Here is a 25,513-nt window from a genome sequence, read left to right on the forward strand (position 1 = left end):
GCTCACTCTATGGGGTGTTGTAGATCGGCACCGATGCGCTGGCGCCGCTCGAACTGCTCCAGGTTATGTCGAAGCGGTCCGGCATCGGATCGGTGGGACTGGGGTAGTGGGCCATGACCTGATAGAAGACGGTGTTTCCGCTGTTGATCTCTTCGGCCACCGCGTCCTCCACCGTCGACATCGCCTTCCGGTTCACGTCGCGGTACATCGGCGCCAGGTTCCGGATGTCCTCACCGGAGCCGCCGAACCGGTTGGCGATCAGGTGGCCCCGGTCCAGTCCCTTCCGATAGAGCGGACCGCCCTTCTGCATCGCCTTCGGGATGTACAAGGGGTCATCGGTGGGCCAGACCGTCGGGCTGCCGAAGATCCCGCCATCGCCGTAGATCTCACCGGTCTTCTTGTCCACGTTGTTGGTGTCGTGCCAGTTCAGGCAGGCGATCCCGCCCTGAGCACGTCCCGCACCGTCGAGCGGCATGTAGTAGATCATGCTCTGACGGTTCTCTTTGCAGCCCTGATCCTGGAACGGGAAGCGGCTGGCGCCGCCCTGCCACTCCTTCTCGTCGTCGGGCTTGACGAGCAGACCCTTGTCGTAGTCCGGCTGGGCACCGGGCTCCGATTCGTACCCGTTGGACGCCGTCTGGTTGTACCACCCGATGCCCGTGAGGAACGTGTCGGCGACGGACAGCCAGCCGCCCCTGGCCTTCTTGACCGTACCTTCGACCACGGATCCGATGCTCTTGAGGACGGAACCGCAGACGTCACACCCGAAGATATGACCGTCCAGCTCGACAAAGCTGACGGGATTGCCACCGGTAAAGGCGTACCGGTTCCCCGTGTAGGGGTCCGACCCGAGGCTCATGTCCGCGAGGGCCCCGTTGTACATGTCCCGGCTGGTGAACCGGTTGAGCCCCGGGCTGTAGTTCCGGAATCCCATGTCGTAGGTGCCGGACTGCGCGTCCCAGCGCTTGGCGTTGAACCGGTAGGGGTTGTACGCCTCCTTGGTCGGGTCGGCCGCTTCCGGCTTGTCGATGCCGGTGAACTCGTCCTTGTCGTCGGAGCCGTAGGCGGTGTAGCCGTAGGTGGACTTGGTGTCGCCGTTCTTGTCGGTCAGCGTCTCGACGTCCGTGTGCGAGTTGTAGCCGTAGAAGCCGTCCTCGCTGGTTCCGTCGGTGTTGTGCTTGACCTGGGAGAGGCGCTCGCCCCACGGGCTGTACTGGTAGGACTTGGTGAGCTCGCCGGCGACTTCCTCACCCAGCACCTCGCCGGACATGCCGAGGTAGTGGAAGTCGGTCGTCTTGCCGTCCGCCGTCTTCGACGCGGTGCGGTCCAGCGGGTCGAAGGTGTACTTCGTCGACTTCAACGCGCCCGTGTCGTCCGTCTTCTGGGACTCCACGACGTGGTCGAACCCGTCGTAGACGCTGCGCTCAATGACCTTTCCGCCCGCGGTGACCGACTCCTGGCGGCCGAACGGGTCGTAGTTGTAATTGGCGGTCGAGCCCGCCGAGCTGGCGGTCAGCAGCCGGTTGCGGTCGTAGTCGAACGTCGTGGACACGCCCTTGACCGACTGGCTGATGACGTTGGCGTTGTCGTCGTGGACATAGGTGTCGGTGCCCGCGCCCGTGCCCGTCTTGACCGACTTGGCGAGCCGGTCGGCCGGGTCGTAGGTGTAGTCCGTGGTGGATTCGAGGTACGCCGCGTGGTTGTCGGCGTTCATCTTCTTCACCACGTCCTGCGCCTTGTTGCCGTTGGCGTCATAGGCGTAGGCGTGCGAGGAGACGAGGGTGCCGTTCGGCTTCTTCTCCGTCGTCGACTTCAGGGCGCCGTTCAGGTAGTAGGTGGAGTCGACCGTGTTCTTGTTGGCCTTGGTCTCCTGGAGCTTCTGGCCGCGGTCGGTGTACGTGTACGAGCTCACCTTCGGTGAGGCATCGGCCGCCGTCTTGCCGACCGACACCGTCTTGACCTGCTCCCGCAGGTCGTAGGTGTACGTGGAGAACTGGTCGGGGTGGCTGACCGTCTCCGTCTGGCCGTTGGCGTCGTACGTGTACGACGTGACCTTCTTCTCCGCGCCGGCCAGCGCCTCGGTCACCTTCGCGACCTGGTTCAGACCCGTGTACGCCACCGTGTACGCGTCGATCTTCGCGCCGGACGAGGTGTCGTCGATCGAGGTGAGGTTGCCGTTGACGTCGTAGGCGTAGGCGAAGGTGTGCTTTTCGTTGTCGGTCTCACCGCTGGTGTCGCGCACCAGCTTGACCGCGTCCGCGACGACCGCACCACCGCTGTTCTGGTCCAGTCTGAGCTTGCTGTCCTCCCCCTGCTTGAGGGTGTAGCTGCCCAGGCTGACCCAGGTGCCGGTGTTCGCCGTCTGGTCCTTCGTCGCCGAAGGCTCGGTCGTCGTGCCGTGCGTGAGGGTGTACTTGGCGGTGGTGGCGGCGCCGGTCACCTTCGGGTACTTCACGTACGCCGTGTACGTGCCGTCCTTGGGGATGTTCAGCGTCCAGGTGAACGCGTCCGTGCCGGTGCCCGCCGCGTGCGTGCGGTGGTTGTAGCCCTGCTGGCCGGTGAGGTCTCCCGTCGCCCACGTACCGGTGGAGGAGGTGTGCTGGGTGTCGGAGTTGTCGACGAGCACGACCGACTTGCCGACCGGCACACCGTCGTCGGACTTCGACTTGAGCTTGCCGTCGGGGTAGTACGACCACGTCATGGTGCGGTCCGAGGAACCGCCCGCCGAGGTCAGCGTGCGGGCCTTCTGCTGACCGGTCTCGGTGTAGTCGTAGGTGGTGGTGATGTCCCACGGATCGGTGGACTTCCTCGTCCAGCCGTTGTCGAAGTACTCGTAGGTGGTGTCGTTGCGGACCGTCTCACCGGCGGAGGGCGGCAGCGAGGTCTTCGCCACCCGGCCCACGGCGTCGTACGACGTCTGGGTGTAGACGTCCGCCTTGTTGTAGCGGCTGTCCGCCGGGTCGTACGGCTGGAACTGCTTGACCGGACGGTTCAGCGCGTCGTACTCGGTGCGCTGCGCGAAGTCGTCCGCCGTGCCCGTCGTCGCGGTGCCTCGCGGTGAGATGACCTTGGTGGTGTTCCCGACCTGGTCGTACTCGAACTGGGTCTTGAGGATCGTGGTCCCGGAGTAGGGGGCGCGGATCTCCTTCTGCTTGCCGCGCTTGTCGTAGTCGTAGAACGTGGAGTTGTTCTCGGCGTCCTTGGTCTCGACGACCAGCGAGTCCTTGTTGTACGTCCGCGAGGTGAACTTGCCGGCCGCGTCCGTGACCGTCGTGACCCGGTGGTTCAGGTCGTAGGCGGTCTTGGTCATGTAGTCGTCGGGGTCGGCGGTGGCGTTCTTCTTCGGGTCCACCACCTTGGTGAGGTTGCCGACGTTGTCGTACGTGTAGGAGATCTTGTCGCCGTCCGCGTTGACCGCCGAGAGGAGCTGGTAGATCTCGTCGTACGTGTTGGTCGTGACGTAGTCCGTCGCGTCGGACGTGGTCAGCGAACCCTTCGGCTCAGTCGTCGTCTTGAGGTTGCCGACCTTGTCGTAGGTGTACGTCGACTTCCGCTCGCCCGATGTGGAGGTGTCCTTCGGTGCGGTGGCCGAGGTGATCTGGTCCGCCGCGTCGTACACCGCCGTGGACACCGCGCCGTTGGGCGAGGTCGACGTGGTGGTGTTGTCGTTGGCGTCGTACTCCGGCTCCGGGGTGGTGATCACGACCCCGGCTTCCTTGGGCACCGTCGCGACCTTGGGACGCCCGAAGGTGTCATAGGTCTGGGTGACCTTCTTGCCGAGCGCGTCCGTGACTTCCTCGACCTGCCCACGCTCGTCGTACACGTAGGACGTCGGGTTGCCCAGCGCGTCGGTGATCTTCGCCGGGTAACCCGTGGGGCCGAAGTCGCTGTTGGTCGTCGGGTTGCCCTTGGCGTCGGTCACCTTGGTCAGCTGACCGTAGGCGTCGTACTCGTACGTGGTGGTGTAGTCGCCGGCCGTCGTGGTCGCGACGCCCTCGGGGTCGGTGACCGTCTTCAGATTGCCGAACGAGTCATAGCCGAACTGCCACGTGTTGCCCTCGGGAGAGGTCTTCGTGGCCAGGTCGGCGGAGAAGCCGTCCAGGCGGGTCCGGTAGCTGTACTGCTGCGAGTTCGCCGGGTACTTCCCCGGAGCGCAGTCGGCCGCGGGCGGCACGCCTGCCTTGTTGTTCTCGGCGTCACGCTGCCAGAGCGGGTAGCCCGTCTTCTGGTCGTAGCAGTAGGCGGTCTTGGCGCCGTTGTCCTCCTCCAGATACGTGACGTTGTTGTCCGCGTCCCAACTGATCTTGGTTTTCTGGGACTTGGCGTTCGTGGTCTGCACGGGGCGGCCGAAGTCGTCCGTCACGTGGGTCGCCGTGTGGGACTCCGCGTCCGTGACCTTGGTCTCGGTGAACTTCGCGTTCGACGCGTCGACCGCGTAGCCGAAGCCGGTCGCGCCGTTCAGCCGGTCCGTGACCGTCTTCGTCCACCAGTGGTACTTCGGGTCGTCACCGGACTGCGGTGCGTGGTACGCCAGGGACGTGCCGTTGCCGCGCGGGTCGGTGACCTTGACCAGCTTGACGTTCTTGTTGCCCTGGGTGGCGTCGTATGTGAACGTGAAGTTCTTCGGCTGCGAGCTGCCCACACCGTCGGTGAACTGCCCGAGCAGACCCTTGGCCGTGTAGTAGAACTCGACCTTCCGGCCGGAGATGTCGGTGACCGAGCGAATGTGGTCGTAGATCTTCGAGTTGTTGAGGTTGCCGGTGTCCGAGGTCAGCACACCCGAGTCGTTGATGTACTGGTAGCCCTTCTGGCCCTTGTCCCAGTACTCGACGTTCAGCGACTGCCGGCCCGCCGGGTCGGTGATGTACTTGAGGAACTTGGTCGGCTTGTTGTTGGACTTCCGCTCCTCGTACGTGAACAGCTGTGTGTTGCCGTTCTTGTCGATCGTCGAGGTGAGATAGCCGTCGCAGCCGAACAGGAACCTGGTCCCGTCCGGGCGGGTCATCGTCCAGGCGTCCGGGACCGGGTCACTGGACGGCTTGCAGTCCAGGCCCGATTTCATGGTGACCTTGTAGTGGACGCCCGCGGGAGCCTTCCAGGTGCCGTCGTCCTGCTTGCGGAAGACGTGCGTGGTGCCGTCACCGTCGGGGAGACGGATCTCCGTCGGGTTCGGGTTGGGGTGGAAGTCCAGCGGCGCGCCGAGCCGGATCGGGCCGGCGGCCTGCATCGACCAGCCGTGACCGGAGACCGTGTCGGAGGTGTCGAGTGAGTTGTAGGCCATGCGGAAGAACGTGCTCAGGCCCCGGCCGGGGTTGCTGAACGCGTTGTACGACCACACGCTGTTGCCGGAGGAGAGGTTGTTCATCACCGTCGAGCCGGCGCCGGTGTTCTTGCCCGCGTAGGCGTAGAACTTCTCCATGCCGAGCGAGTTGGACGTCGGGTCCTCGACCGCCACGTTCTGCTTCAGCGGGGTGATCGCGGGGTTGGTGACCGAGAGCCAGGAGCTGTCGGCGATCTTCTTCACGTCCCAGCCGAGGACGTATTCGGTGCGTTTGTTGCCGCTGTCGGAGTTGATCGGTGTCTTGACCGTGGCCTTGACGGTGGCGGACTCGCCGGGGATCAGGGCCGGGATGGCGGTGGCCGCCTGGTTGCCGCCGGTGGTGACGTCGGTGCCGTCGGGCAGCTTCCAGGTGTAGGACAGCTGGCGCTCACCGGCCGCCCACGCGGTGCTCGTGGTGTTGGTGACGGTGAAGTCCACGGTGTACGTGGAGTTCGGGGTCATCCGGGCGGGGGTGGTCGGCGCGTAGTACGTGTCCTCGGTGGTGGAGTCGACGTAGATCACGCGCAGCAGCGGGCCGAGCTGCCAGTCGGCGGCCTCCGAGGACAGCCACAGGGTGCGTTCCTGCTGGGTGGCATCGGTGTCGTTGGCCAGTTTGACCATGGCGCCCTTGTTGTTGGCGGGGTTCTGCACCCAGCTCTTGGTGAGCGTGGTGGCATCCCACCAGTGGCGGCCGACCTCATCGGTGAACTGCGGCACGGTGTCGGAGACCGTGGCCGAGAAGTCGCCGCCGGGAGCGGTCCAGGGGGCCGAGGTGGCCGACTGGTTCCAGGTGGCGGTGGTCTCGTCGAAGGCCTTGTTCAGGCCGCGGAGTTCATAGACGGCACCCGCGGCGGTGTTGGTGGTCTCCGCACCCCACAGGAACATCCGTCCTTCGAGGACGGTGGCCGTGGTGGGGATGGACGCGGTGTTGAACTTCAGCGCGGCCCGGGTGGTGCCGTAGGTACCGGAGTTGTCACCGGTGCTCAGCCACTTCTGGCCGACCCCGAAGGACTGGATGGTGTCGTGGTTGGTGGTGGGCTGCTGGGAGGAGAGCGTGGTGTCGGTGACGTCGTCGGTGCCCTGGAGCAGCCGCATGGTGCGGCCCGGCTTGGGGATGCCGACGGTACGCGTCGGTGAGCCGAGCACCTGCCCGTCGATCGTCTTGACCGCGATCTGGTAGTAGTACGACCGGCCGATCTCCGGTGTTCCGACCCCGTTCGGGGACGGTGTCGCGGTGGTGTCGGTGTACGCGGTCGCGGTCTTGGCGATCGGCGCCACCAGGGTGGCGGACGACGGGGTGAAAACCTGCCGCGTCGACCGGTGCAGCTGGTACTCGGCGATGTCGAGCTTGGTGTCCCCGCTGTCGTTCTTGTACGCGGGCCAGCTCAGTTCGGGTCCGGTGGAGTGCACGACCTCCGGTGAGTTCAGCGAGGTGCCGACCTTGCCGTAGGTGACGGTCAGCCGCGGGATGGTCGCCGTCTCTCCGCCGTACGTGGAGCCGTCGGCGGCCTCGTAACGCGGGCCGCCGGTCGGCGCGGCGGCCGACTCGTCCGTGGCCTTGAGTACGAAGCCGTGGTTGGCGGCGGTCCCCGAGACCCACTTCTGGACGGTGTCGGTGACCGGGAAATTGTGCCACTGGTTGTACTCGCCGGTGTTCTTGACGATCGAGGCGGGGTTCACCAGGCGCACGGCGTCGGCCATGGTCCGCTTGGTGGGGTCCCCCGTGTCGCCGAGGACGATCTTGTCGGCGTTGCCCTTGTTGAAGTCCAGCTGAGTGCTGGTCAGGGCCTTCCAGGTGGACGTGGTCCCGGCCGTCTGGTCGACCGTGTAGTTGTGGGTGGCCCCGGCGTGAATGACCTTGTACGGGGCCGCGGTGGTGTTGTCGGCCAGCGGCGAGTAGTGCGCCTCGACGCGGTAGGACGCCGTTTCGGGGATCTGCGGCTGGTAGGTGTAGGACTCGCCGGTGACCGCGTTCTTGTTGTACGCGTAGTCGCTGCCGATGTTCTGCGTGCTGTTGGTGGTGACCCTCGGCCACTCGCCGACGGCGGCCGTCCCGGGGTCACCGTCGTCGATCTGCACGGTGGTACCGGACAGCTCACCGACCAGACCGCTGGTGTTGGACCAGTTGGCACCGTCCTCGGTCCAGGTGCCGGTGGCCCGGTAGGCGCCGATGGTCACGTCATTGGCGTTGGTGGTGTGCGATTGGTCGAAGTACATGCCCAGGCGGGCCGAGTCGACCTTCACCCCTGACGGGATCTCCGACAGCGGGAACTGCACCAGGGAACGGGCGAGACCGACATCGGTCTTGCCCGCCGACAGCTTCCAGGTGGTGTTGAAGTTGGTGGACGGCTGGTCCGAAAGGACCATGGTGTCCTTCGAACCGGCCGCGTCCGGGGTGATGGTGATCGTCGGGTCGATCACGACCGGGTACTGCCGGTCCTTGTGGGCCAGCCACCGGGTGTCCGGGACAACCGTGATCTTCCAGTTGTCGCCGTCCTTGGTCAGCTTCTGGGTGACCTCGGTGCTGTACGTGCCGCCGGTCGGAGACGTCGAGTCCTTCGCCGCGTCCGTCATGTACGGGGCGGGGATGACCATCACCGGTGTCTGAGGGCCCTCGCCGTACAGGGCGATGGAGCCGTCCTTGCGCGACGTGGGCGTCAGACCGCCCGCGTCCAGCGTGAAGGTGAACTTCACCGGTCCGTCCGGGCGCTCGGCCAGGACGATGTTCTCCTTGACCTGGCCCGGCTCGACGACGTATTCGAGATCGGCGCCCTCGACGGCGTCCGGATAGGTGACCTTGGCGCCCTTGGCCGCAGGCTTCAGCTCCTTGCCGGCGGGCGTTGCCACGGTGTCCAGGCCGAGGGTGACGGACGCGCCGCCCTCGCCCTCGATCCGCACCAGCTCACCCGGCTTGGAACCGAAGTAGGTCCGGCCGAGGTTGGCGGTGTTGGCGTAGTCGAAGCCCTTCTTCGCGGTCTCCCGCACGGAGACGTCGATCGGCTTCCAGGTCTTGTTCTGCTCGTCCTGGTACGCGGTGGGGACCGCGGTCAGTTCGGCTTCGACGCGACCGTCCGAGAGCTCGAAGAAGCGGGCACTCGGAGTGCGCCGGTTCTTCAGCTCCTTGACCCGCTTCGGCTTGGGGTCTTTCGTTCCCTTGGGCAGTTTCTCGCGGCTGGATATCTCCAGGGCGTTGGCCGGTTCGGGGTCCTCCTCGTCGGCGAACCATCCCTTGACGGCGTCGAGGACACCCGTCTTCTCGCCTCTGTCGCCGCTTGAATCCGCCGCTGCCGCCGGCGTCGCAAGGGCCATGGCCGGGAGCAAGGTCCCCACCACGGCCGATGCGACGAGACCGGCAAGCAGTCTTCGGTGTCGCGTTCTCACGTACGGTCCGCCTTCTTCTTCGCGCCATGTGCGCCGCATTTTCGCCGCCGGTGACCATTTCCGGGCGCCCTGGCCTGCTTTTGGGCATGCCAAAGGCGCGATCGGATTCGGGACCGAAGCGCTCTCAATGATTCAGAGCGCGTTCTATACATGTTCATGACGAGGCGTCAACAGGACGGAAGTTTGGGGCACTTCACCGCACACGGCCCGAAGCCCCACAGTTCACCGCATGACAGCGACTGCCTCTTTGCGGCGAATTGTCCGTGGGGTTTCCCGCAGTGCTTGATATGGGCTATAACCAGCCGGATTTGAATGCCATTCACTCCTGAAGGGGCCTCGTATGGGCAGACGTCCGGAACACCGACCGGGTGGCCCGGCCCTGTCGAATGCCTTGTTCCTCCCCTGTTCCTCCCTTGTTCCTCCTTCGACCGGCCGAGCAATTCCCGCCCTGGTCGCCTCTCGTATCGGAGACGTCCCCGCCCCATGAGCACCGACACCCTGAGCACCGATACCGCCGATGCCGCTTCCGGGACGGACCCGGCCGAGCACCGTCCTGAGAGCTCGGGCACCGGCCGCCGCATACTCGTCGGCGCGGCCGTCGCCGTCCTGCTCGCGGCGGGCGTGGTCGGCTACGGCATCCTCACGACCCCCGACGAGCCGAAGCCGGTGCCGACCGCCGCCGTCACCTACGAGGTCCACGGCTCGGGCACGGTGAAGATCGACTTCATCGCGCACGGCGAGCAGACCAAGTCCCTTACCGTGTCCGGCTCCGAACTGCCCTGGCGCAAGGACGTCGAGGTCGCGCTCGGTGCCGAGCCCACCGTGCACATCGTGCTCGACGGCAAGGGCGGCGACGCCGGCTGTGCCGTAGCCGTCCGAGGCAAGCACGTCCAGCGGTCCACGGCGACCGGCCCGTACGGACGGGCGACCTGCAGCGCCCCACTGCGCCCCGCCGGCAACGCCTCCGACCCCACTTCCGAGAACGGCGAGACCCCGTGAACCTCACCCGCGGCACCCGCGCGGCCGCCACTCTCGCGGGAACGATCCTCGCGGCCCTCGGGCTCGTCACGGCCACGGGGGCACTCATGTCCCTCCAGACCTCCTACACCACGGCGACCGCCCGTCAGGCGATGGAACCCACCTACCGTGACGGCGCACCAGTTCCCATCGAGAAGATCGATGGCGCGGCGGTCCGGCGGGGCGACGTCGTGCTCTACCAGGTGCCGAACAGGTACGGCGGCCTGCCCGTCCTCCAGCGCGTCATCGGGCTCGGTGGTGATCACATCGTCTTCGCGGACGGTTCCCTGACGGTCAACGGCCAGACGCCCAGAGAGCCGTACGTGAAGCAGCCGGATGCCAGCCCGAGCACCCCCGACCTCGATGTCACGGTGCCTCCCGGCCGCATGTTCCTCCTGGGCGACAACCGGGAGAACTCCAACGACTCGCGATACTTCCTGAGCGACAACTCGGGCACCGTACCCACCGCCGCGGTCCAGGGCCGCGCACTCGCGAGCGGTACCACGCCCGTGATGCTCGGACTGGCCGTGGTGCTGGGCGTACTCTGCACAGTCGGCGGCGGCATCTGCGCACTGATCGCCCGACGATCCCGCCCGGCCTGGACTTCACCGGAGCCCGCCACATTCACGTGAGGGGTGGGCGGCGTCCGCCGCTCGACCGTGGGCGTTCCACCGGCCTGCCGCTGAACACGGCGGCGGCGCCGTCACGCACACGATCCCCGACACACCCTGAAACCGGAGGTCAGGAGCCCTTCGCGACCGGCTCCAGGATCGCCACGCACTCCACATGGTGCGTCATCGGAAAAAGGTCGAACGCCCGCAGCGTCCGCGGCCGGTATCCGCCCTCCCTGAAGTACGCCAGGTCGCGGGCGAGGGCGGCCGGGTCGCAGGCCACGTAGGCGATGCGGCGGGCGCCGAGGGCGGAGAGGTGTTTGACCGTCTGCTTGCCCGCGCCCGCGCGGGGTGGGTCCAGGACGATGAGGTCCGTCTCGGTGATTCCCGTGCGCGGCAGTACCTGGTCGACCTTGCCCTGTTCGATCCGGACCCGGGGCAGCTCCTGGAGGTTGTGCCTGGCGTCCTCGACCGCGCGCTTGCCGGATTCGATGCCGAGCACCGCGCCCGTCTCCCCGACGCGCTCCGCGATCGCCCCGGCGAACAGGCCCACTCCGCAGTACAGATCGAGGGCCGTCTCGCCCTTCCTCGGCATCAGGCCCTGCATCACGGCCTCCACCAGCAGCTGCGGCGCCTGCGGGTGCACCTGCCAGAAGCCGCCCATGCCCACGCGGTACGTACGGCCGTCGGCGCGCTCGCGGACGAAGGCGCGGCCGTGGACGCGGTGCACTCCCCCGTCGCGTTCGTCCACCCGCAGGACGGAGACCGGCTTGTCCAGCTCCACCAGCGGCAGCCGGCCGCCCTCGCGCGGGGTGAGGATCACCTGCCGGTCGCCGGAGCCCGACGCGGCGATCGCCTCGACCGTGGCGATCTGCGGCCACTCGCGCCGCTCGACGCCCAGTTCGCTGACGCCTTCCGCGGCGATCATGCAGTGATCGACCGGCTCGACGTCGTGCGACCGGTGCTTGCGCAGCCCCGCGCGACCGTTCTCGTCGACCGCGTACTGCACGCGCGAGCGCCAGGCCGGCACCTCGCCCGCGGGCAGTTTGTCGCCGGGGGCGGGCATGACCGTACCGTCCCAGCCCGCCTCCTCCGGGGTGAGGCCCGCGAGCCGCTGGAGCTGCTCGGCGATGACCTCGCCCTTGAGCCGCCGCTGCGCGCCCGGCTTGGCGTGCTGCCAGTCGCAGCCGCCGCAGCGGCCGGGTCCCGCGTACGGGCACGGGGCCTCGACCCGGTCCTTCGACGGCTCGATGATCTTCACCGCGTCGGCGCGGAGATAGCGGGACTCCTCCTCGCCCTCCGTCACGCGCGCGACGATCTTCTCGCCGGGCAGGGCGTGCCGTACGAAGAGCACACGGCCCTCGGCGGTACGGGCGATGCAGTGGCCGCCATGGGCGACGGGGCCCACCTCGACCTCGTACTCCTCCCCGACCAGCGAAGCCTGCGGTTCTGTTGACATGGGAGGTGGCTCCAAAAGTTCAGAGGTGAGGGGGAACGGGGAGGCGTGGACGACGGCCCACCGGACAGCCCACCAGTCTACGTGCGCGTCACCCACCCGGCCGCCACGAGCCGCCCCCTCAGCCCTCTACCAGCCCGCTCCCTGCCCAGCCCACTCCTGCCCAGCCCGCTCAGCCCGTCCCAGTCGGCCCGGCCCGCTCAGCCCTCCCAGTCGGCTCGGCCCGCTCAGCCCTTCCCACCCCGGTCCGGCCGCTCCGGCTCCTTCGGCCGCGCGTCCACAGGACCGCGCCTGACCGCGCCCGGCGCCACATACGCCGCCCGCCGCTTCGCCCGCTTCTTCGCCAGCTCCGAGGACTCCAGCTGGTACGGCACCGACGTCACCATCACCCCCGGAGTGAAGAGCAGCCGCCCCTTCAGCCGCAACGCGCTCTGGTTGTGCAGCAGATGCTCGTACCAGCGCCCGACCACATACTCCGGGATGTAGACGCTCACCGCGTCGCGCGGATTCTCCGTGCGCAGACCGCGTACGTACTCGATCACCGGCCGGGTGATCTCGCGGTACGGGGAGTCGAGGATCTTCAGCGGTACGTTGATGCCGCGCCGCTCCCACTCCTCCCTGAGCAGCTTCGTCTCCGCCGCGTCGACATTGATGCTGAGCGCCTCCAGCGTGTCCGAGCGCATCAGCTTGGCGTACCCGAGGGCGCGCAGCGTGGGCCTGTGGACCTTGGAGACCAGCACGATCGAGTGCACCCGGGACGGCCGGACGCTGTCGTCGGACGGTCCCTCGGCGGCGGCGATCTCCGCGGAGACCCGGTCGTAGTGCTTACGGATCGCGGTCATCGTCCCGTAGAAGATCACCATGCCGAGCAGCGCGACCCAGGCGCCATGGGTGAACTTGGTGGCCAGCACGACGACCAGCACCAGACCGGTGAAGAACGCGCCGAAGGTGTTGATCGCCCGGGACCGGATCATATGGCGGCGCTTGGCCGGGTCCCGCTCGGTCCGCAGATGGCGGTTCCAGTGCCGGACCATGCCGGTCTGGCTGAGCGTGAAGGAGACGAAGACCCCGACGATATAGAGCTGGATCAGCCGCGTGGAGTCCGCCCCGTAGAGACCGACGAGCAGCGCGGCGGCCCCGGCCAGCAGCACGATGCCGTTGGAGAAGGCCAGCCGGTCGCCGCGGGTGTGCAACTGGCGCGGCAGATAGCGGTCCTGGGCGAGGATCGAGCCGAGCAGCGGGAAACCGTTGTACGCGGTGTTGGCGGCCAGGAAGAGGACCAGCGCGGTGGCCGCGGCGAGCAGGACGAACAGGAACGTGCCGCTGCCGAAGACGGCCGCGGCGACCTGCGAGATCACCGGGTTCTGGACATAGCCCGAGCCGACCGGGACGCCGTCGCGGAGCAGATCCGTGCCGGGCGACTCCGCCATCTTCACATCGGTGGCCATGGCCAGGCCGATGATGCCGCAGAACATCGTGACGGCCAGGCCGCCCATCAGGGCGAGGGTCGTCGCCGCGTTCCTGCTCTTCGGCTTGCGGAAGGCCGGGACACCGTTGCTGATCGCCTCGACGCCGGTCAGCGCGGCACAGCCGGACGAGAAGGCCCGCAGCAGCAGGAAGACCAGCGCGAAGCCGGCCAGGCCCTGGTGCTCGGGCTTGATCTCGAAGCCGGCCGTCGGGGCACGCATGGTCTCGCCGAGTACGAGCCCGCGGAAGGCGCCCCAGACGATCATGAGGAACACCCCGCCGACGAAGACATACGTCGGGATCGCGAAGAGCTTCCCCGACTCCCGTACGCCCCGCAGATTCATCAGCGTGAGCAGCACGATTATCCCGATGGCGCACAGGACCTTGTTCTCCACCACGAAGGGGATGGCGGACCCGAGGTTCTCCACGCCGGAGGAGATCGACACCGCCACGGTCAGTACGTAGTCGACGAGCAGCGCGCTGGCGACGGTGAGCCCGGCCTTGGGGCCGAGGTTGGTGTTCGCGACCTCGTAGTCGCCGCCGCCGCTCGGGTAGGCGTGCACGTTCTGCCGGTACGACGCGACGACCGTGAACATCAGGACCACGACGGCCAGCGCGATCCACGGGCTGAAGTGGTACGCCGACACGCCCGCGATGGACAGGACCAGGAGGACCTCTCCCGGTGCGTACGCCACCGAGGACAGCGGGTCGGAGGCGAAAACGGGCAGGGCGATGCGTTTGGGGAGGAGGGTCTCCCCCAGCCTGTCGCTACGCAGCGCCCGCCCGATCAGGATGCGTTTGGGCACGTCGGTCAGTTTGGACACGGAAGGGATCGTATGCGTTCGAACAACGCCGTGTGCGGGCACCACCCCCCACCTGCGGCCCGGCATGTCGGCGGGCCGCAGGCGGGTGCCGTCAGCGGATGAGTGGGTGCCGTCAGCGGATGAGCGGGGCCGTCAGCGGGTGAGGGTGAGCGTACGCCGCGCCGTCGCCCGCGAACTGTTCCCCGTGTACAGGTCGATGGATCCGGGCTCCACGAGGAAGCGGCCCGCCGGGTCGTTCGTCCAGAACCCGAGGTCCTCGGCGCCGAGCCGGAACCGCACCACCGCGCTCTCCCCCGCGCCGAGCGTGACGCGCCGGAAGCCGCGAAGGCGCCGCACCGGCTGGACGACCGACGCCGCCCGGTCGTGCACATAGAGCTGGACGACCTCGTCACCCGCGCGCCGCCCGGTGTTCCGTACGGCGACCGCCACCTCCACCTCGGCGCCGCGCGTCAGCTCCGCGACGCCGACGGCATCCCGGCTCAGCTCCGGCTCACCGATCTCGAAGTCCGTGTAGCTGAGGCCGAATCCGAACGGGAACCGCGGTCCGCGCCCGACGTCCAGATACGACGAGGTGAACGGCGCCCCCGGGCCGTCGGGCTCCGACGGGCGGCCGGTGTTCTCGTGGTTGTGGTAGACGGGGATCTGCCCCACCGAGCGCGGGAAGCTCACCGGCACCTTGGCTCCCGGGTTCACCTCGCCGAACAGCACATCGGCGAGCGCGTGACCGGCCTCGATGCCCAGGTGCCAGGCCGCCAGCACGGCGGGCGCGCGATCGATCCAGCCGTCGACGGTGAGCGGGCGCCCGCCGACGAGTACGACGACGAACGGCCGGCCCGTCGCCGCGATCGCCCGGATCAGCTCCTCCTGGCCCGCGGGCAGGGAGAGGTCGCTGCGCGACGCCGCCTCCCCGCTGAGCTCCGTGGGCTCTCCGGCCACCACTACGGTCAGGTCGGCGGAGCGCGCCGCCGCCACGGCCGCGTCATGGTCCTCCGCGTGCCGGACGACAGCGGCGTCCGGGAGGGCGGCCCGTATGCCGTCCAGGACCGTGACCGCGGGGAAGCGGGAGGCTCCCGGCCCCGACCAAGTGCCGTGCAGATCGGTGGAGTCCGCGAACGGGCCGACCACGGCGACCGACGGGAGGGTCCGGCTCAGCGGCAGCGTGTCCCCCTCGTTCTTGAGCAGCACCACGCACCGGCCGGCGGTCTCCCGGGCCGCCGCCCGGCTCTCCGCCGTCGGCCCGGTCAGCGCGGCGCCCTCGTCCACGTACGGCCGCTCGAACAGCCCGAGACGGAGCTTCAGCCGCAGCACCCGCGCCACGGCGTCGTCGAGACGCCCGGCCGAGAGCGCTCCGGCGCGCAGCAACTCCCGTCCGTGGTCGGCGAGATCCGTGCTGACCATCTCCATGTCGAGGCCCGCCTCGAAGGCGAGCCCGGCGGCGGCCCCGGCGTCCTCGGCGAAGCCGTGCGTGATCAGCTCATGGACCCCGTTCCAGTCGCTCACCACGACGCCGTCGAAGCCCCACTCCTCCTTGAGGATGTCGGAGAGCAGATGCGGATGGGCGTGCGCCGGGACACCGCTGACGGTGTTGAAGGCGGCCATCACCGTCGCCGCGCCCGCCTCCACGGCGGCCTTGAACGGCGGCAGATAGAGATTGCGCAGGCGCTGCTCGGAGACATCGACGGTGTTGTAGTCACGGCCGCCCTCGGCGCCCCCGTACGCGGCGAAGTGCTTGGCGCAGGCGGCGATCCGGCGCGGATCGCGCAGGTCCTCGCCCTGGTGGCCGCGGACCTTGGCCGCCGCGAACGCGGCCGTCAGATACGGGTCCTCGCCGCAGCTCTCGGCGATCCGTCCCCAGCGCGGATCCCGGGTGACGTCCATCATCGGCGCGAACGTCCAGTGCACACCGTTGGACCGGGTCTCGCCGGCCGCCACCTCGCCGTCCCGCTCGGCGACCGCCGGATCGAAGCTCGCCGCCTGCGCGAGCGGGATCGGGAAGGTGGTCCAGAAACCGTGGATCACATCGAAGCCGAAGAGCAGCGGGATGCCGAGCCGTGACTCCTCGACGGCGATGCGCTGGAGGGTGTTGGTGTGCGCGGCGCCGTGCAGATTGAGTACGGAGCCGAGGGCCCCCTCGCGGGCCGCCGTCTCGATGAGATGGTTCTGACCGCCGCCGGGTCCGGTGTCGCCGGTCCACGCCAGTTGCTGGAGCTGGCCCAGCTTCTCCGCGTCCGTCATCCGGGCCAGCAGCTCCGCGATGCGCCGGTCGTGCGTACGGTCCTGCTCGTACGTACGGTCCTGTTCCTGGTCCATGCTCCGCGTCCCCATGTGCCTGAAGATGATGGCGTGTCCCCGCCACGGTACGGAACACCGTCGGCGCCGGTGATGCGTACCCCCTCCGACGGGGCACACGCCTGATCTCCTGTCCCTGGTTGCCGATACGGTGGGCGTGAGCGCGAACGAGGTCGACATCCCCGGCACCGCTCGGGCCCATGACCGGCCGCCGGTCGCGCCATGGCGCCCCGCGGGCCTTCACCTGCCCGCGATGTGTTGCCCGGCGAGCCGAGAGAAGAGAAGTGAGCAGGATGTATTCGCAGTTCAGGTGGGGTATGAGGAGTGCGGGGTAGGGCCGTGCATATTGTCATCATGGGCTGTGGCCGGGTGGGTGCCGCACTCGCGCAGAACCTGGAGCAGCAGGGGCACACCGTCGCCGTCATCGACCAGGACCCCACCGCGTTCCGGCGGCTCGGCTCCGGTTTCGGCGGCCGTCGCGTCAGCGGCGTCGGGTTCGACCAGGACACCCTGCGGGACGCGGGGATCGAGGATGCCGGCGCCTTCGCCGCGGTGAGCAGCGGCGACAACTCCAACATCATCGCCGCCCGGGTGGCCCGCGAGATGTTCGGCATCGAGAACGTGGCCGCCCGTATCTACGACCCGAAGCGCGCCGAGGTCTACCAGCGCCTGGGCATCCCGACCGTGGCCACGGTCCGCTGGACCGCCGACCAGATGATGCGCCGGCTGCTGCCGTCCGGCGCGGAGCCGCTGTGGCGCGATCCGAGCGGCGGCGTACAGCTCGCCGAGGTGCACACCGCGGAGAGCTGGATCGGCCACAAGATCAGCACGCTCCAGGAGGAGACGGGCGTCCGTGTCGCGTTTCTGACCCGGCTGGGCGAGGCGATGCTGCCGACGTCCCAGACAGTGCTCCAGGAGGGCGATCTCGTCCACGTGATGATGCGTACGGACGACATCGAGAAGGTCGAGGCGGCATTCGCCGAGGGCCCGGACGGAGGCGGGAACTGATGCGCGTCGCGATTGCCGGGGCAGGCGCGGTGGGCCGTTCCATCGCGGGTGAGCTGCTGGAGAACGGACACGAGGTCCTGCTGATCGACAAGGCACCGACCGCCATCTCGGTGGAGCGGGTGCCGCTGGCGGAATGGCTGCTGGCCGACGCCTGTGAGATCACCTCGCTGGACGAGGCGGCGCTCCAGCGCTGCCATGTCGTGATCGCCGCGACCGGCGACGACAAGGTCAATCTGGTCGTCTCACTGCTCGCGAAGACCGAGTACGGCGTCCCGCGGGTGGTGGCCCGGGTCAACAACCCCAAGAACGAATGGCTCTTCAACGAGTCCTGGGGGGTGGATGTCGCAGTCTCGACGCCGCGTCTGATGTCGGCGCTGGTCGAGGAGGCGGTGAGCGTCGGCGATCTCGTACGGCTGCTGCGCTTCAGCCATGGCGACGCGAACCTGGTCGAGCTGACGCTGCCGCCGGAGTCGGCCGTGACCGGCACGCAGGTCGGCGATGTGAGCTGGCCCGAGGACACCTCGCTGGTCACGATCATCCGCGGGACGCGTGTCCTCACCCCGCACCCGGAGGAGACGCTGGAGGCGGGCGACGAGCTGCTGTTCGTGGCGGCCCAGGCGCGCGAGGAGCAGCTGGAGGACCTGCTGTCGGTACGCCGCGAGGACGCGGCCGGCTAGCGCCGGACGGGCCGGACGGGCGATACCCCGCCCGTCCGGCGCCCCGACGATGTCCCGCTCAGCGGCGGTGTCGTGGCCCCGACCCGTCCGCGGCCGTCGCGGCGGCGACGGCGGCGCGCTCCTTCTCGGCCCGCTCCTCCGCCTCCATCTCGGCGAACACATCGATCGGCGGCGGCGCCTTCGCCAGGAAGACCCAGGTCAGATAGACCGCCAGCAGGAACGGCGGGATCTTCAGCGCGATCAGGATCCAGCCGAGCTGGGTGGTGTCCGCCCACCAGTAGAGCGGGAAGAGGATCGCGCACTTGGCGAGCAGGATCAGCCCCCAGGCCCAGCTGGCCTTGGCGTACGCCTTCTTGCGGCCCGGGTTACGGGTGCGCCAGGAGAGGTTCTCCTTGAAGATCGGGCCGAGGATCAGCCCGATCAGCGGCACGCCCGCGAGCGTGGTGCCGATGTACGCGACCGCCAGCCCCAGTGTGTAGATCATGCCCGGCAGATAGAAGTCCTTGGCGTTGCCGGTCATCATCGCGAAGACGACACCGAACGCGACGCCGAAGACCCCGCTGAAGGCGTGCTTGACGGTGTCCCGGCGGATCAGCCGGACGACGACGAGCAGCAGCGAGACGGCCAGCGCGGCGATCGCCGACGTGTGCAGGTCCTTGTTGACGGTGAAGATCGTGACGAAGAGCAGGCCGGGAAGAACCGTCTCCACCATGCCGCGCAGGCCGCCGAAGGCCTCGAAAAGAGCCGCCTCGGTGACTGCTTTCGCATCACCGTCCGAGGCGGCCGGGGTGCCGGAGGAGGCAGCTGAAGCGGATGAGGTCGATGAAGCGGTCGAGGCGGCGGGCTTGTCGGGTGACGTCACCGGCTACTCCTGTCCGAGTGGTCGGAGTTCGTATTTGGGATTGAACAGCACCCGCCGGCCGTGGCTCAGGGAGATCCGGCCGGAGGCGATCAGCTTGCGGCCCGGCTCTATGCCCATGATCGAGCGCCGGCCCAGCCACACCACGTCCAGCGGCGCGGTGCCGTCGAACAGCTCCGCCTCCAGCGCGGGCACTCCGGCCCGTGGACGCAAGGTGACCGTCCGCAACGTACCAGTCACCCGGACGATCTGGCGGTCGTTGCAGTCGGAGATCCGCGTACAGCCCGATGCCTGCGCGTCCTCCCGCAGCTCCTCGGACTCCAGATCCTCCTGGGAGCTGGAGAGCCGGTCGAGCATCCGGCGGAAGCGGCCGGTCGGCTTCTCAGCACTCATGGGGAAAAGGGTACCGGGGTAAGGGCACGTCGGATCAACGCTCGAACCGATAGCCCATGCCCGGTTCGGTGACGAAGTGCCTGGGGTGCGACGGATCGGCCTCCAGCTTGCGGCGCAGCTGGGCCATATAGACCCGCAGATAGTTGGTCTCGGTGCCGTACGACGGGCCCCAGACCTCCTGGAGAAGCTGTTTCTGGCTGACCAGCCGGCCGGTGTTCCGTACGAGCACCTCCAGCAGATGCCACTCGGTCGGGGTGAGCCGTACGTCCCTGCCCTCGCGGTGGACCTTCTTGGCGGCCAGATCGACGGTGAACCCCTCGGTCTCCACGAGCGAGACCGTCTCGTCGCCGTCGCCGCCGACCGGCTCCGCCCGCCGGACCGCCGCGCGCAGCCTGGCCAGCAGTTCGTCCATGCCGAAGGGCTTGGTGACATAGTCGTCGGCGCCCGCGTCCAGCGCCTCGACCTTCTCGTCGGAGGTGTGGCGCGCGGAGAGCACCAGGATCGGTACGCGGGTCCAGCCGCGCAGGCCCTTGATCACCTCGACGCCGTCCATGTCCGGGAGACCGAGGTCGAGCACGACGACGTCGGGGTGGCGGGCGGCGGCGAGCTCCAGCGCGCTCGCGCCGTCGGAGGCCGCGTCCACCTCGTACTTGCGCGCTTTCAGATTGATCACCAGCGCGCGTACGATCTGCGGCTCGTCGTCGACCACGAGCACCCGGGTCATAGGGTCTGCCTTTCTGCGGGCCCGGTCATGTGAGGGACCGGGCGGGTGGTTCGGGACGTACCGGCTCGCGTCCGGACGCCACTGTGAGGGTGAGGACCATCGTCAGACCGCCGCCGGGGGTGTCCTCGGCGGCCAGCGTGCCACCCATCGCGTCCACGAAGCCACGGGCGACCGCCAGGCCCAGGCCGACGCCGGCCCCGCGTGGCGCGTCGCCGTGGCGCTGGAAGGGTTCGAAGATCCGGTCCTTGGCGTCGTCGGGGACGCCGGGGCCCCGGTCCACGACCCGTACCTCGACCCGCGCGCCGAGGGCGCTGGCCGCGACGGTGACATGCCGTCCCTCGGGGCTGTACTTGACGGCGTTCTCGACGATATTGGCGACCGCGCGCTCCAGCAGACCGGGGTCGACGGCCACCATGGGCAGCGATTCGGGAATGTCCAGCTCCACGCTGTTCTCCGGTACGCCGCCGAGCGCCCAGGGGACCACCTCATCGAGGTCGATCTCCCGCATCAGCGGGGTGACGGTGCCGGTCTGGAGGCGGGACATGTCGAGCAGATTGCCGACCAGATGGTCCAGCCGGTCGGCGCCGTGCTCGATGCCCTCCAGCAGCTCCGCCTGGTCCTCCTCGGACCACTCGACATCGTCGGAGCGCAGAGAGGTGACCGAGGCCTTGATGCTGGCGAGCGGTGTGCGCAGATCGTGGCTGACGGCCGCGAGCAGGGCCGTACGGATGCGGTTGCCCTCGGCGAGGGCGCGGGCCTGTTCCGCCTCGCCCACCAGGCGCTGCCGGTCCAGTACGACGGCGGCCTGGGCGGCGAAGGCGGCGAGCACCCTGCGGTCCTCGGCGGGCAGGACGCGGCCGGAGAGCGCCAGCGCCATGTGGTCGCCGACCGGCATGTCCACATCGGCGGACTCGGGGCGGTCGACGGGGTGGGGTCCGACGCTGCCGGCCCGGGTCCAGGGCTCGACATCGCTCACACGTTCGAGCAGCGCCACGGACTCCATGGAGAACGTCTCGCGGACCCGCTCCAGCAGCGCGTCGAGCGTGGTCTCCCCGCGCAGCACGCTGCCGGCCAGGAAGGAGAGGATCTCCGACTCGGCGCGCAGCCGGGACGCCTGGTGGGTACGGCGGGCCGCCAGATCCACCACGGACGCCACCGACACGGCCACCGCGAAGAAGATCACGATCGCGACCAGGTTCTTCGGGTCCGACACGGTCAGCGTGTGGGTGGGCGGCGTGAAGTAGAAGTTGAGCAGCAGCGAGCCCACGGCGGCCGAGGCGAGCGCGGGCCGCAGCCCGCCGAGCAGCGCGGCCAGCACGGTCAGGAAGAGGAAGAGCAGGACATCGTTGGCGAGCCCCGGGGTGTTGTGCAGCGCCGTCAGCAGTACCGAGAGCAGGATGGGCGCCGCGACCCCGGCCAGCCAGCCCCAGACGATCCGGGAGCGGCCGAGCCTGGCCCCGCGCGCCACCGGCAGCCCGCGCCCCTTGGCGGCCTCCTCGTGCGTGACGATATGGACGTCCAGATCGGGCCCGGACTCCCGCGCGACGGTGGCACCGACACCGGGCCCGAAGATGTACTGCCAGGTCTTGCGCCGGCTGGAGCCCAGCACGATCTGGGTGGCGTTGACCCCGCGCGCGAATTCGAGCAGCGCGGAGGGGATGTCGTCGCCGATGACATGGTGGAAGGTGCCGCCCAGATCCTCCACCAGCGTGCGCTGGACGGTCAGTTCCTTGGGCGAGGCGGCGGTCAGGCCGTCGCTCCTGGCTATGTAGACGGCCAGGATCTCGCTGCCGGAGCCCTTGGCGGCCATCCGGGCGGCGCGGCGGATGAGCGTACGTCCCTCCGGTCCGCCGGTGAGGCCGACGACGATGCGCTCCCGGGCCTGCCAGGTGGAGCGGATGTTGTGCTCGCCGCGGTACTGCTGGAGGTATTCGTCGACCCGGTCGGCGACCCAGAGCAGCGCCAGCTCACGCAGCGCGGTGAGGTTACCGGGGCGGAAGTAGTGCGAGAGCGCCGCGTCGACCTTGTCGGGCTTGTAGACATTGCCGTGCGCCATGCGCCGCCGCAGCGCCTGGGGCGACATGTCGACCAGCTCGATCTGGTCGGCCCGGCGCACGATCTCGTCGGGGACGGTCTCCTGCTGCCGTACCCCGGTTATCGACTCCACGACATCGCCGAGGGACTCCAGATGCTGGATATTGACCGTGGACACGACCTCGATCCCGGCCTTGAGCAGCTCCTCGACGTCCTGCCAGCGCTTGGCGTTGCGGGAGCCCGGCACATTGGTGTGGGCCAGTTCGTCGACCAGCGCGACCGTCGGGCGGCGCTCCAGCACCGCGTCGATGTCCATCTCCGTGAAGACCGTCCCGCGGTACTCCAGCTCGCGCCGCCGGACCGCTTCGAGCCCGTGCAGCATCACTTCCGTACGCGGCCGGTCATGATGCTCGACGAACGCCACCACACAGTCCGTGCCGCGCTCCACCCTGCGGTGGGCCTCGGAGAGCATCGCGTACGTCTTGCCGACGCCCGGTGCCGCGCCCAGATAGATCCGAAGCTTGCCGCGTCCCATGGCCCCATTGTCTTCCAGAAGAGCCACCGCGCCCGACGCGCCGACTGTGTCGAAAATACAGCCAGGGGTGCGGGCAAAAGGGGCGGCACCGGTCTCGTGAGTCGGTCTTGACACGATTCTGATGGTCAGCCGACCAGCTCCCGCAGCGCGATGTTCAGCGCGAGGACATTCACCCGGGGTTCCCCGACGAAGCCGAGAACGCGCTGCTGGGTGTGGTCCTCGACCAGTTTCTCCACGCGCTGGACGGGAAGGTGGTTGCGCTCCGCCACCCGGTGGACCTGGAGCCGTGCGTACGCCGGTGAGATGTCCGGGTCGAGGCCGGAGCCCGAGGAGGTGACGGCGTCCGGCGGTACGGCGGAGGCCGGGACGCGGTAACCGGGCGTGGAGTTGTCCTTGATGACCGCGGCCTTGGCGTCCTTGACCCACTGGATCAGCTCTTCGTTGTCGCCGGCCCGGTTGGTCGCGCCGGAGAGGATCAGCTTGTACTGAGTGTTGACGGTGTTGCTGCCCAGCCCGTTGGACGGGCGCGGCTGGAACCACTTGAGGTCGGGCTCCGGGGTCTCCTGGCCCTCCTTCAGCGGCAGGTCGTAGCGCTGGCCGATGAGCGAGGAGCCGACGACCTTGCCGGCCTCCCTGACCTCGGACCCGTTCGCCTGCCGGGGGAAGAGGCCCTGGGCGACGCCGGTGACGGCCAGCGGGTAGAGCACCCCGCACAGGACGGTGAGGACGAGGAGAGCGCGCGCCCCGGCCCCGAGGAGCCGTGCGGTGTTGCGTGCCGAGCTGTTCATGGAAGTCATGCCGTTCACCCGATACCGGGGATGAGGGAGAGGAGCAGATCGATGATCTTGATGCCGATGAAGGGGGCGATCAGCCCGCCGAGGCCGTAGATGCCCAGATTCCTGCGGAGCATCCTGTCCGCGCTCATCGGCCGGTACCGCACGCCCCGGAGCGCGAGCGGTACGAGCGCGACGATGATCAGCGCGTTGAAGATGACCGCGGAGAGGATCGCGGACTCCGGTGAGGACAGCCGCATGATGTTGAGCTTGTCCAGGCTCGGATAGACGACCGCGAACATCGCGGGGATGATCGCGAAGTACTTCGCCACGTCGTTGGCGATGGAAAAGGTCGTCAGCGCGCCACGGGTGATGAGCAGTTGCTTGCCGATGCCGACGATCTCGATGAGCTTGGTCGGGTTGGAGTCCAGGTCCACCATGTTCCCGGCCTCCTTGGCGGCCGACGTACCGGTGTTCATGGCCACGCCGACATCCGCCTGCGCCAGCGCCGGGGCGTCGTTCGTCCCGTCGCCGGTCATCGCGACGAGCTTGCCGCCCGCCTGCTCGCGCCGGATGAGGGCCATCTTGTCCTCGGGGGTGGCCTCGGCGAGGAAGTCGTCCACCCCGGCCTCCTCCGCGATCGCCCGCGCGGTCAGCGGGTTGTCCCCGGTGATCATGACGGTCTTGATGCCCATGCGGCGCAGCTCGTCGAACCGCTCCCGCATCCCCTCCTTGACCACGTCCTTGAGGTGGATGACGCCCAGCACCCGGGCCCCGGCGGCGTCCTCCAGGGCGACCAGCAGCGGCGTACCACCGGCCTCCGAGATCGCGGCGGTGAGTTCCCGGGCGTCCGGGGACACCGGGCCGCCGCGCTCCTCGACCCAGGCGACGACCGAACCGGCCGCCCCCTTGCGGACCTTGCGCCGTACCCCGTTCTCCGCGAGGTCGACGCCCGACATCCGGGTCTGGGCGGTGAAGGCGACCCACTCGGCGCCGGCCAGTTCGCCCTGGTGGCGCTCGCGCAGCCCGTACTTCTCCTTGGCCAGCACCACGACGGAGCGGCCCTCGGGGGTCTCGTCGGCCAGCGAGGAGAGCTGGGCCGCGTCGGCGAGTTCGGCCTCCGTCACGCCCTTGACCGGGACGAACTCGGCGGCCTGCCGGTTGCCGAGGGTGATCGTGCCGGTCTTGTCGAGCAGCAGCGTCGAGACATCGCCCGCGGCCTCGACCGCGCGCCCCGACATGGCGAGCACATTGCGCTGGACGAGCCGGTCCATACCCGCGATGCCGATCGCGGAGAGCAGCGCGCCGATCGTGGTCGGGATCAGACAGACCAGCAGCGCGATCAGCACGATCACCGGCTGGCGCTGGCCCGCGTAGACGGCGAACGGCTGGAGCGTGACGACCGCGAGCAGGAAGACGATGGTGAGGGACGCGAGCAGGATGTTGAGCGCGATCTCGTTGGGGGTCTTCTGCCGGGCCGCGCCCTCCACCAGCGCGATCATCCGGTCGATGAAGGTCTCGCCGGGCTTTGTGGTGATCTTGATGACGATACGGTCGGAGAGGACCTTCGTCCCGCCCGTGACGGCCGAGCGGTCGCCGCCCGACTCCCGGATGACGGGCGCCGATTCACCGGTGATGGCCGACTCGTCGACGGAGGCGACGCCTTCGACCACATCGCCGTCGCCGGGGATGATGTCGCCGGCCTCGCAGACCACCAGATCGCCGATGCGCAGCTCCGTACCGGGCACCCGCTCCTCGTGCCCGCCGGTGACCCGGCGGGCGACGGTGTCGGTCTTGGCCTTGCGCAGGGTGTCCGCCTGCGCCTTGCCGCGCCCCTCGGCGACGGCCTCGGCCAGATTGGCGAAGACGGTCGTCAGCCAGAGCCAGGCGGCCACGGCCCAGCCGAACCAGTCACCGGGGTTCAGCGCGGCCAGGACCGTACTCATGACGGACCCGATGAGGACCACGAACATCACGGGCGACGCGACCATCACCCGCGGGTCGAGCTTCCTTATCGCCTCGGGGAAGGAGCGCAGCAGCTGCTTGGGGTCGAACAGGCCCCCGCCGACGCGTCCGTCATCGGGTTTGTGCCCGGTGGGGACATCGCTGTGCGGCGCGCGGGCCGGAGTGGTACTGGACATCTCG

Annotated in this window: 14 protein-coding genes; 4 read left to right on the forward strand and 10 right to left on the reverse strand. The window is 68.7% G+C overall.

All coding sequences use genetic code 11. The annotated features are described in order from the left end of the window. Positions 1–7: 7 nt before the first annotated feature. Positions 8–8,629, reverse strand: coding sequence for a golvesin C-terminal-like domain-containing protein (locus ACFRKB_RS18260; protein ID WP_383106891.1), 8,622 nt, complete (start codon positions 8,627–8,629; stop codon positions 8–10). A gap of 555 nt (positions 8,630–9,184) precedes the next feature. Here ACFRKB_RS18260 and ACFRKB_RS18265 point away from each other — a divergent pair. Together ACFRKB_RS18265 and lepB are read left to right on the forward strand one after the other, a co-directional pair. Continuing rightward, complete coding sequence (locus tag ACFRKB_RS18265) at positions 9,185–9,700, forward strand: MmpS family transport accessory protein (RefSeq protein ID WP_383106892.1); 516 nt, start codon at positions 9,185–9,187, stop codon at positions 9,698–9,700. Beyond that, entirely contained in the window at positions 9,697–10,350 is a 654-nt protein-coding gene (lepB, locus tag ACFRKB_RS18270; protein ID WP_383106894.1) for a signal peptidase I, read from the forward strand. The genes ACFRKB_RS18265 and lepB overlap by 4 nt, the downstream gene beginning before the upstream one ends. Before the next feature lie 109 nt (positions 10,351–10,459). Here the strand turns inward: lepB and ACFRKB_RS18275 are convergent, their stop codons facing one another. From ACFRKB_RS18275 to ACFRKB_RS18285, 3 genes are all read right to left on the reverse strand, one after another. Further along, a complete protein-coding gene (locus tag ACFRKB_RS18275) occupies positions 10,460–11,788 on the reverse strand; it encodes a class I SAM-dependent RNA methyltransferase (RefSeq protein ID WP_383106895.1) in 1,329 nt (442 codons plus the stop codon). Positions 11,789–12,012: 224 nt separating this feature from the next. After that, positions 12,013–14,076 (reverse strand): APC family permease, encoded by a 2,064-nt coding sequence (locus ACFRKB_RS18280; protein ID WP_383106896.1) that lies wholly within the window; start codon positions 14,074–14,076, stop codon positions 12,013–12,015. A gap of 132 nt (positions 14,077–14,208) precedes the next feature. Beyond that, positions 14,209–16,386, reverse strand: a complete 2,178-nt coding sequence (locus tag ACFRKB_RS18285) for a glycoside hydrolase family 3 N-terminal domain-containing protein (protein WP_383106898.1) — start codon at positions 16,384–16,386, stop codon at positions 14,209–14,211. A gap of 318 nt (positions 16,387–16,704) precedes the next feature. On the opposite strand from ACFRKB_RS18285, the gene ACFRKB_RS18290 reads away from it, so the two are divergent. Together ACFRKB_RS18290 and ACFRKB_RS18295 are read left to right on the forward strand one after the other, a co-directional pair. Beyond that, entirely contained in the window at positions 16,705–17,373 is a 669-nt protein-coding gene (locus tag ACFRKB_RS18290; RefSeq protein ID WP_030350197.1) for a potassium channel family protein, read from the forward strand. Then, positions 17,373–18,050, forward strand: coding sequence for a potassium channel family protein (locus ACFRKB_RS18295; RefSeq protein ID WP_365974247.1), 678 nt, complete (start codon positions 17,373–17,375; stop codon positions 18,048–18,050). The genes ACFRKB_RS18290 and ACFRKB_RS18295 overlap by 1 nt, the downstream gene beginning before the upstream one ends. A 58-nt stretch (positions 18,051–18,108) precedes the next feature. On the opposite strand, the gene ACFRKB_RS18300 is transcribed toward ACFRKB_RS18295, so the two are convergent. The 6 genes from ACFRKB_RS18300 to kdpB form a co-directional block, all read right to left on the reverse strand. Next, on the reverse strand, positions 18,109–18,912 hold the full coding sequence (locus tag ACFRKB_RS18300) for a DUF3159 domain-containing protein (protein WP_383106900.1): 804 nt from the start codon (positions 18,910–18,912) through the stop codon (positions 18,109–18,111). A gap of 3 nt (positions 18,913–18,915) precedes the next feature. After that, positions 18,916–19,302: an OB-fold nucleic acid binding domain-containing protein gene (locus tag ACFRKB_RS18305; RefSeq protein ID WP_078490470.1), complete on the reverse strand. Its 387-nt coding sequence runs from the start codon at positions 19,300–19,302 to the stop codon at positions 18,916–18,918. A gap of 34 nt (positions 19,303–19,336) precedes the next feature. After that, the gene (locus tag ACFRKB_RS18310; RefSeq protein ID WP_383106902.1) at positions 19,337–20,026 is read right to left on the reverse strand and encodes a response regulator; all 690 of its coding nucleotides are present in this window, start codon (positions 20,024–20,026) and stop codon (positions 19,337–19,339) included. 25 nt (positions 20,027–20,051) lie between these two features. After that, positions 20,052–22,595, reverse strand: coding sequence for an ATP-binding protein (locus tag ACFRKB_RS18315; protein WP_383106904.1), 2,544 nt, complete (start codon positions 22,593–22,595; stop codon positions 20,052–20,054). A gap of 125 nt (positions 22,596–22,720) precedes the next feature. Continuing rightward, positions 22,721–23,383, reverse strand: a complete 663-nt coding sequence (locus tag ACFRKB_RS18320; RefSeq protein ID WP_383106967.1) for a potassium-transporting ATPase subunit C — start codon at positions 23,381–23,383, stop codon at positions 22,721–22,723. 14 nt (positions 23,384–23,397) lie between these two features. After that, positions 23,398–25,509 (reverse strand): potassium-transporting ATPase subunit KdpB, encoded by a 2,112-nt coding sequence (kdpB, locus tag ACFRKB_RS18325; RefSeq protein ID WP_383106968.1) that lies wholly within the window; start codon positions 25,507–25,509, stop codon positions 23,398–23,400. Positions 25,510–25,513: the final 4 nt, after the last annotated feature.

It is taken from the genome of Streptomyces scopuliridis, assembly GCF_042790125.1.
GTDB lineage: Bacteria > Actinomycetota > Actinomycetes > Streptomycetales > Streptomycetaceae > Streptomyces > Streptomyces scopuliridis_A.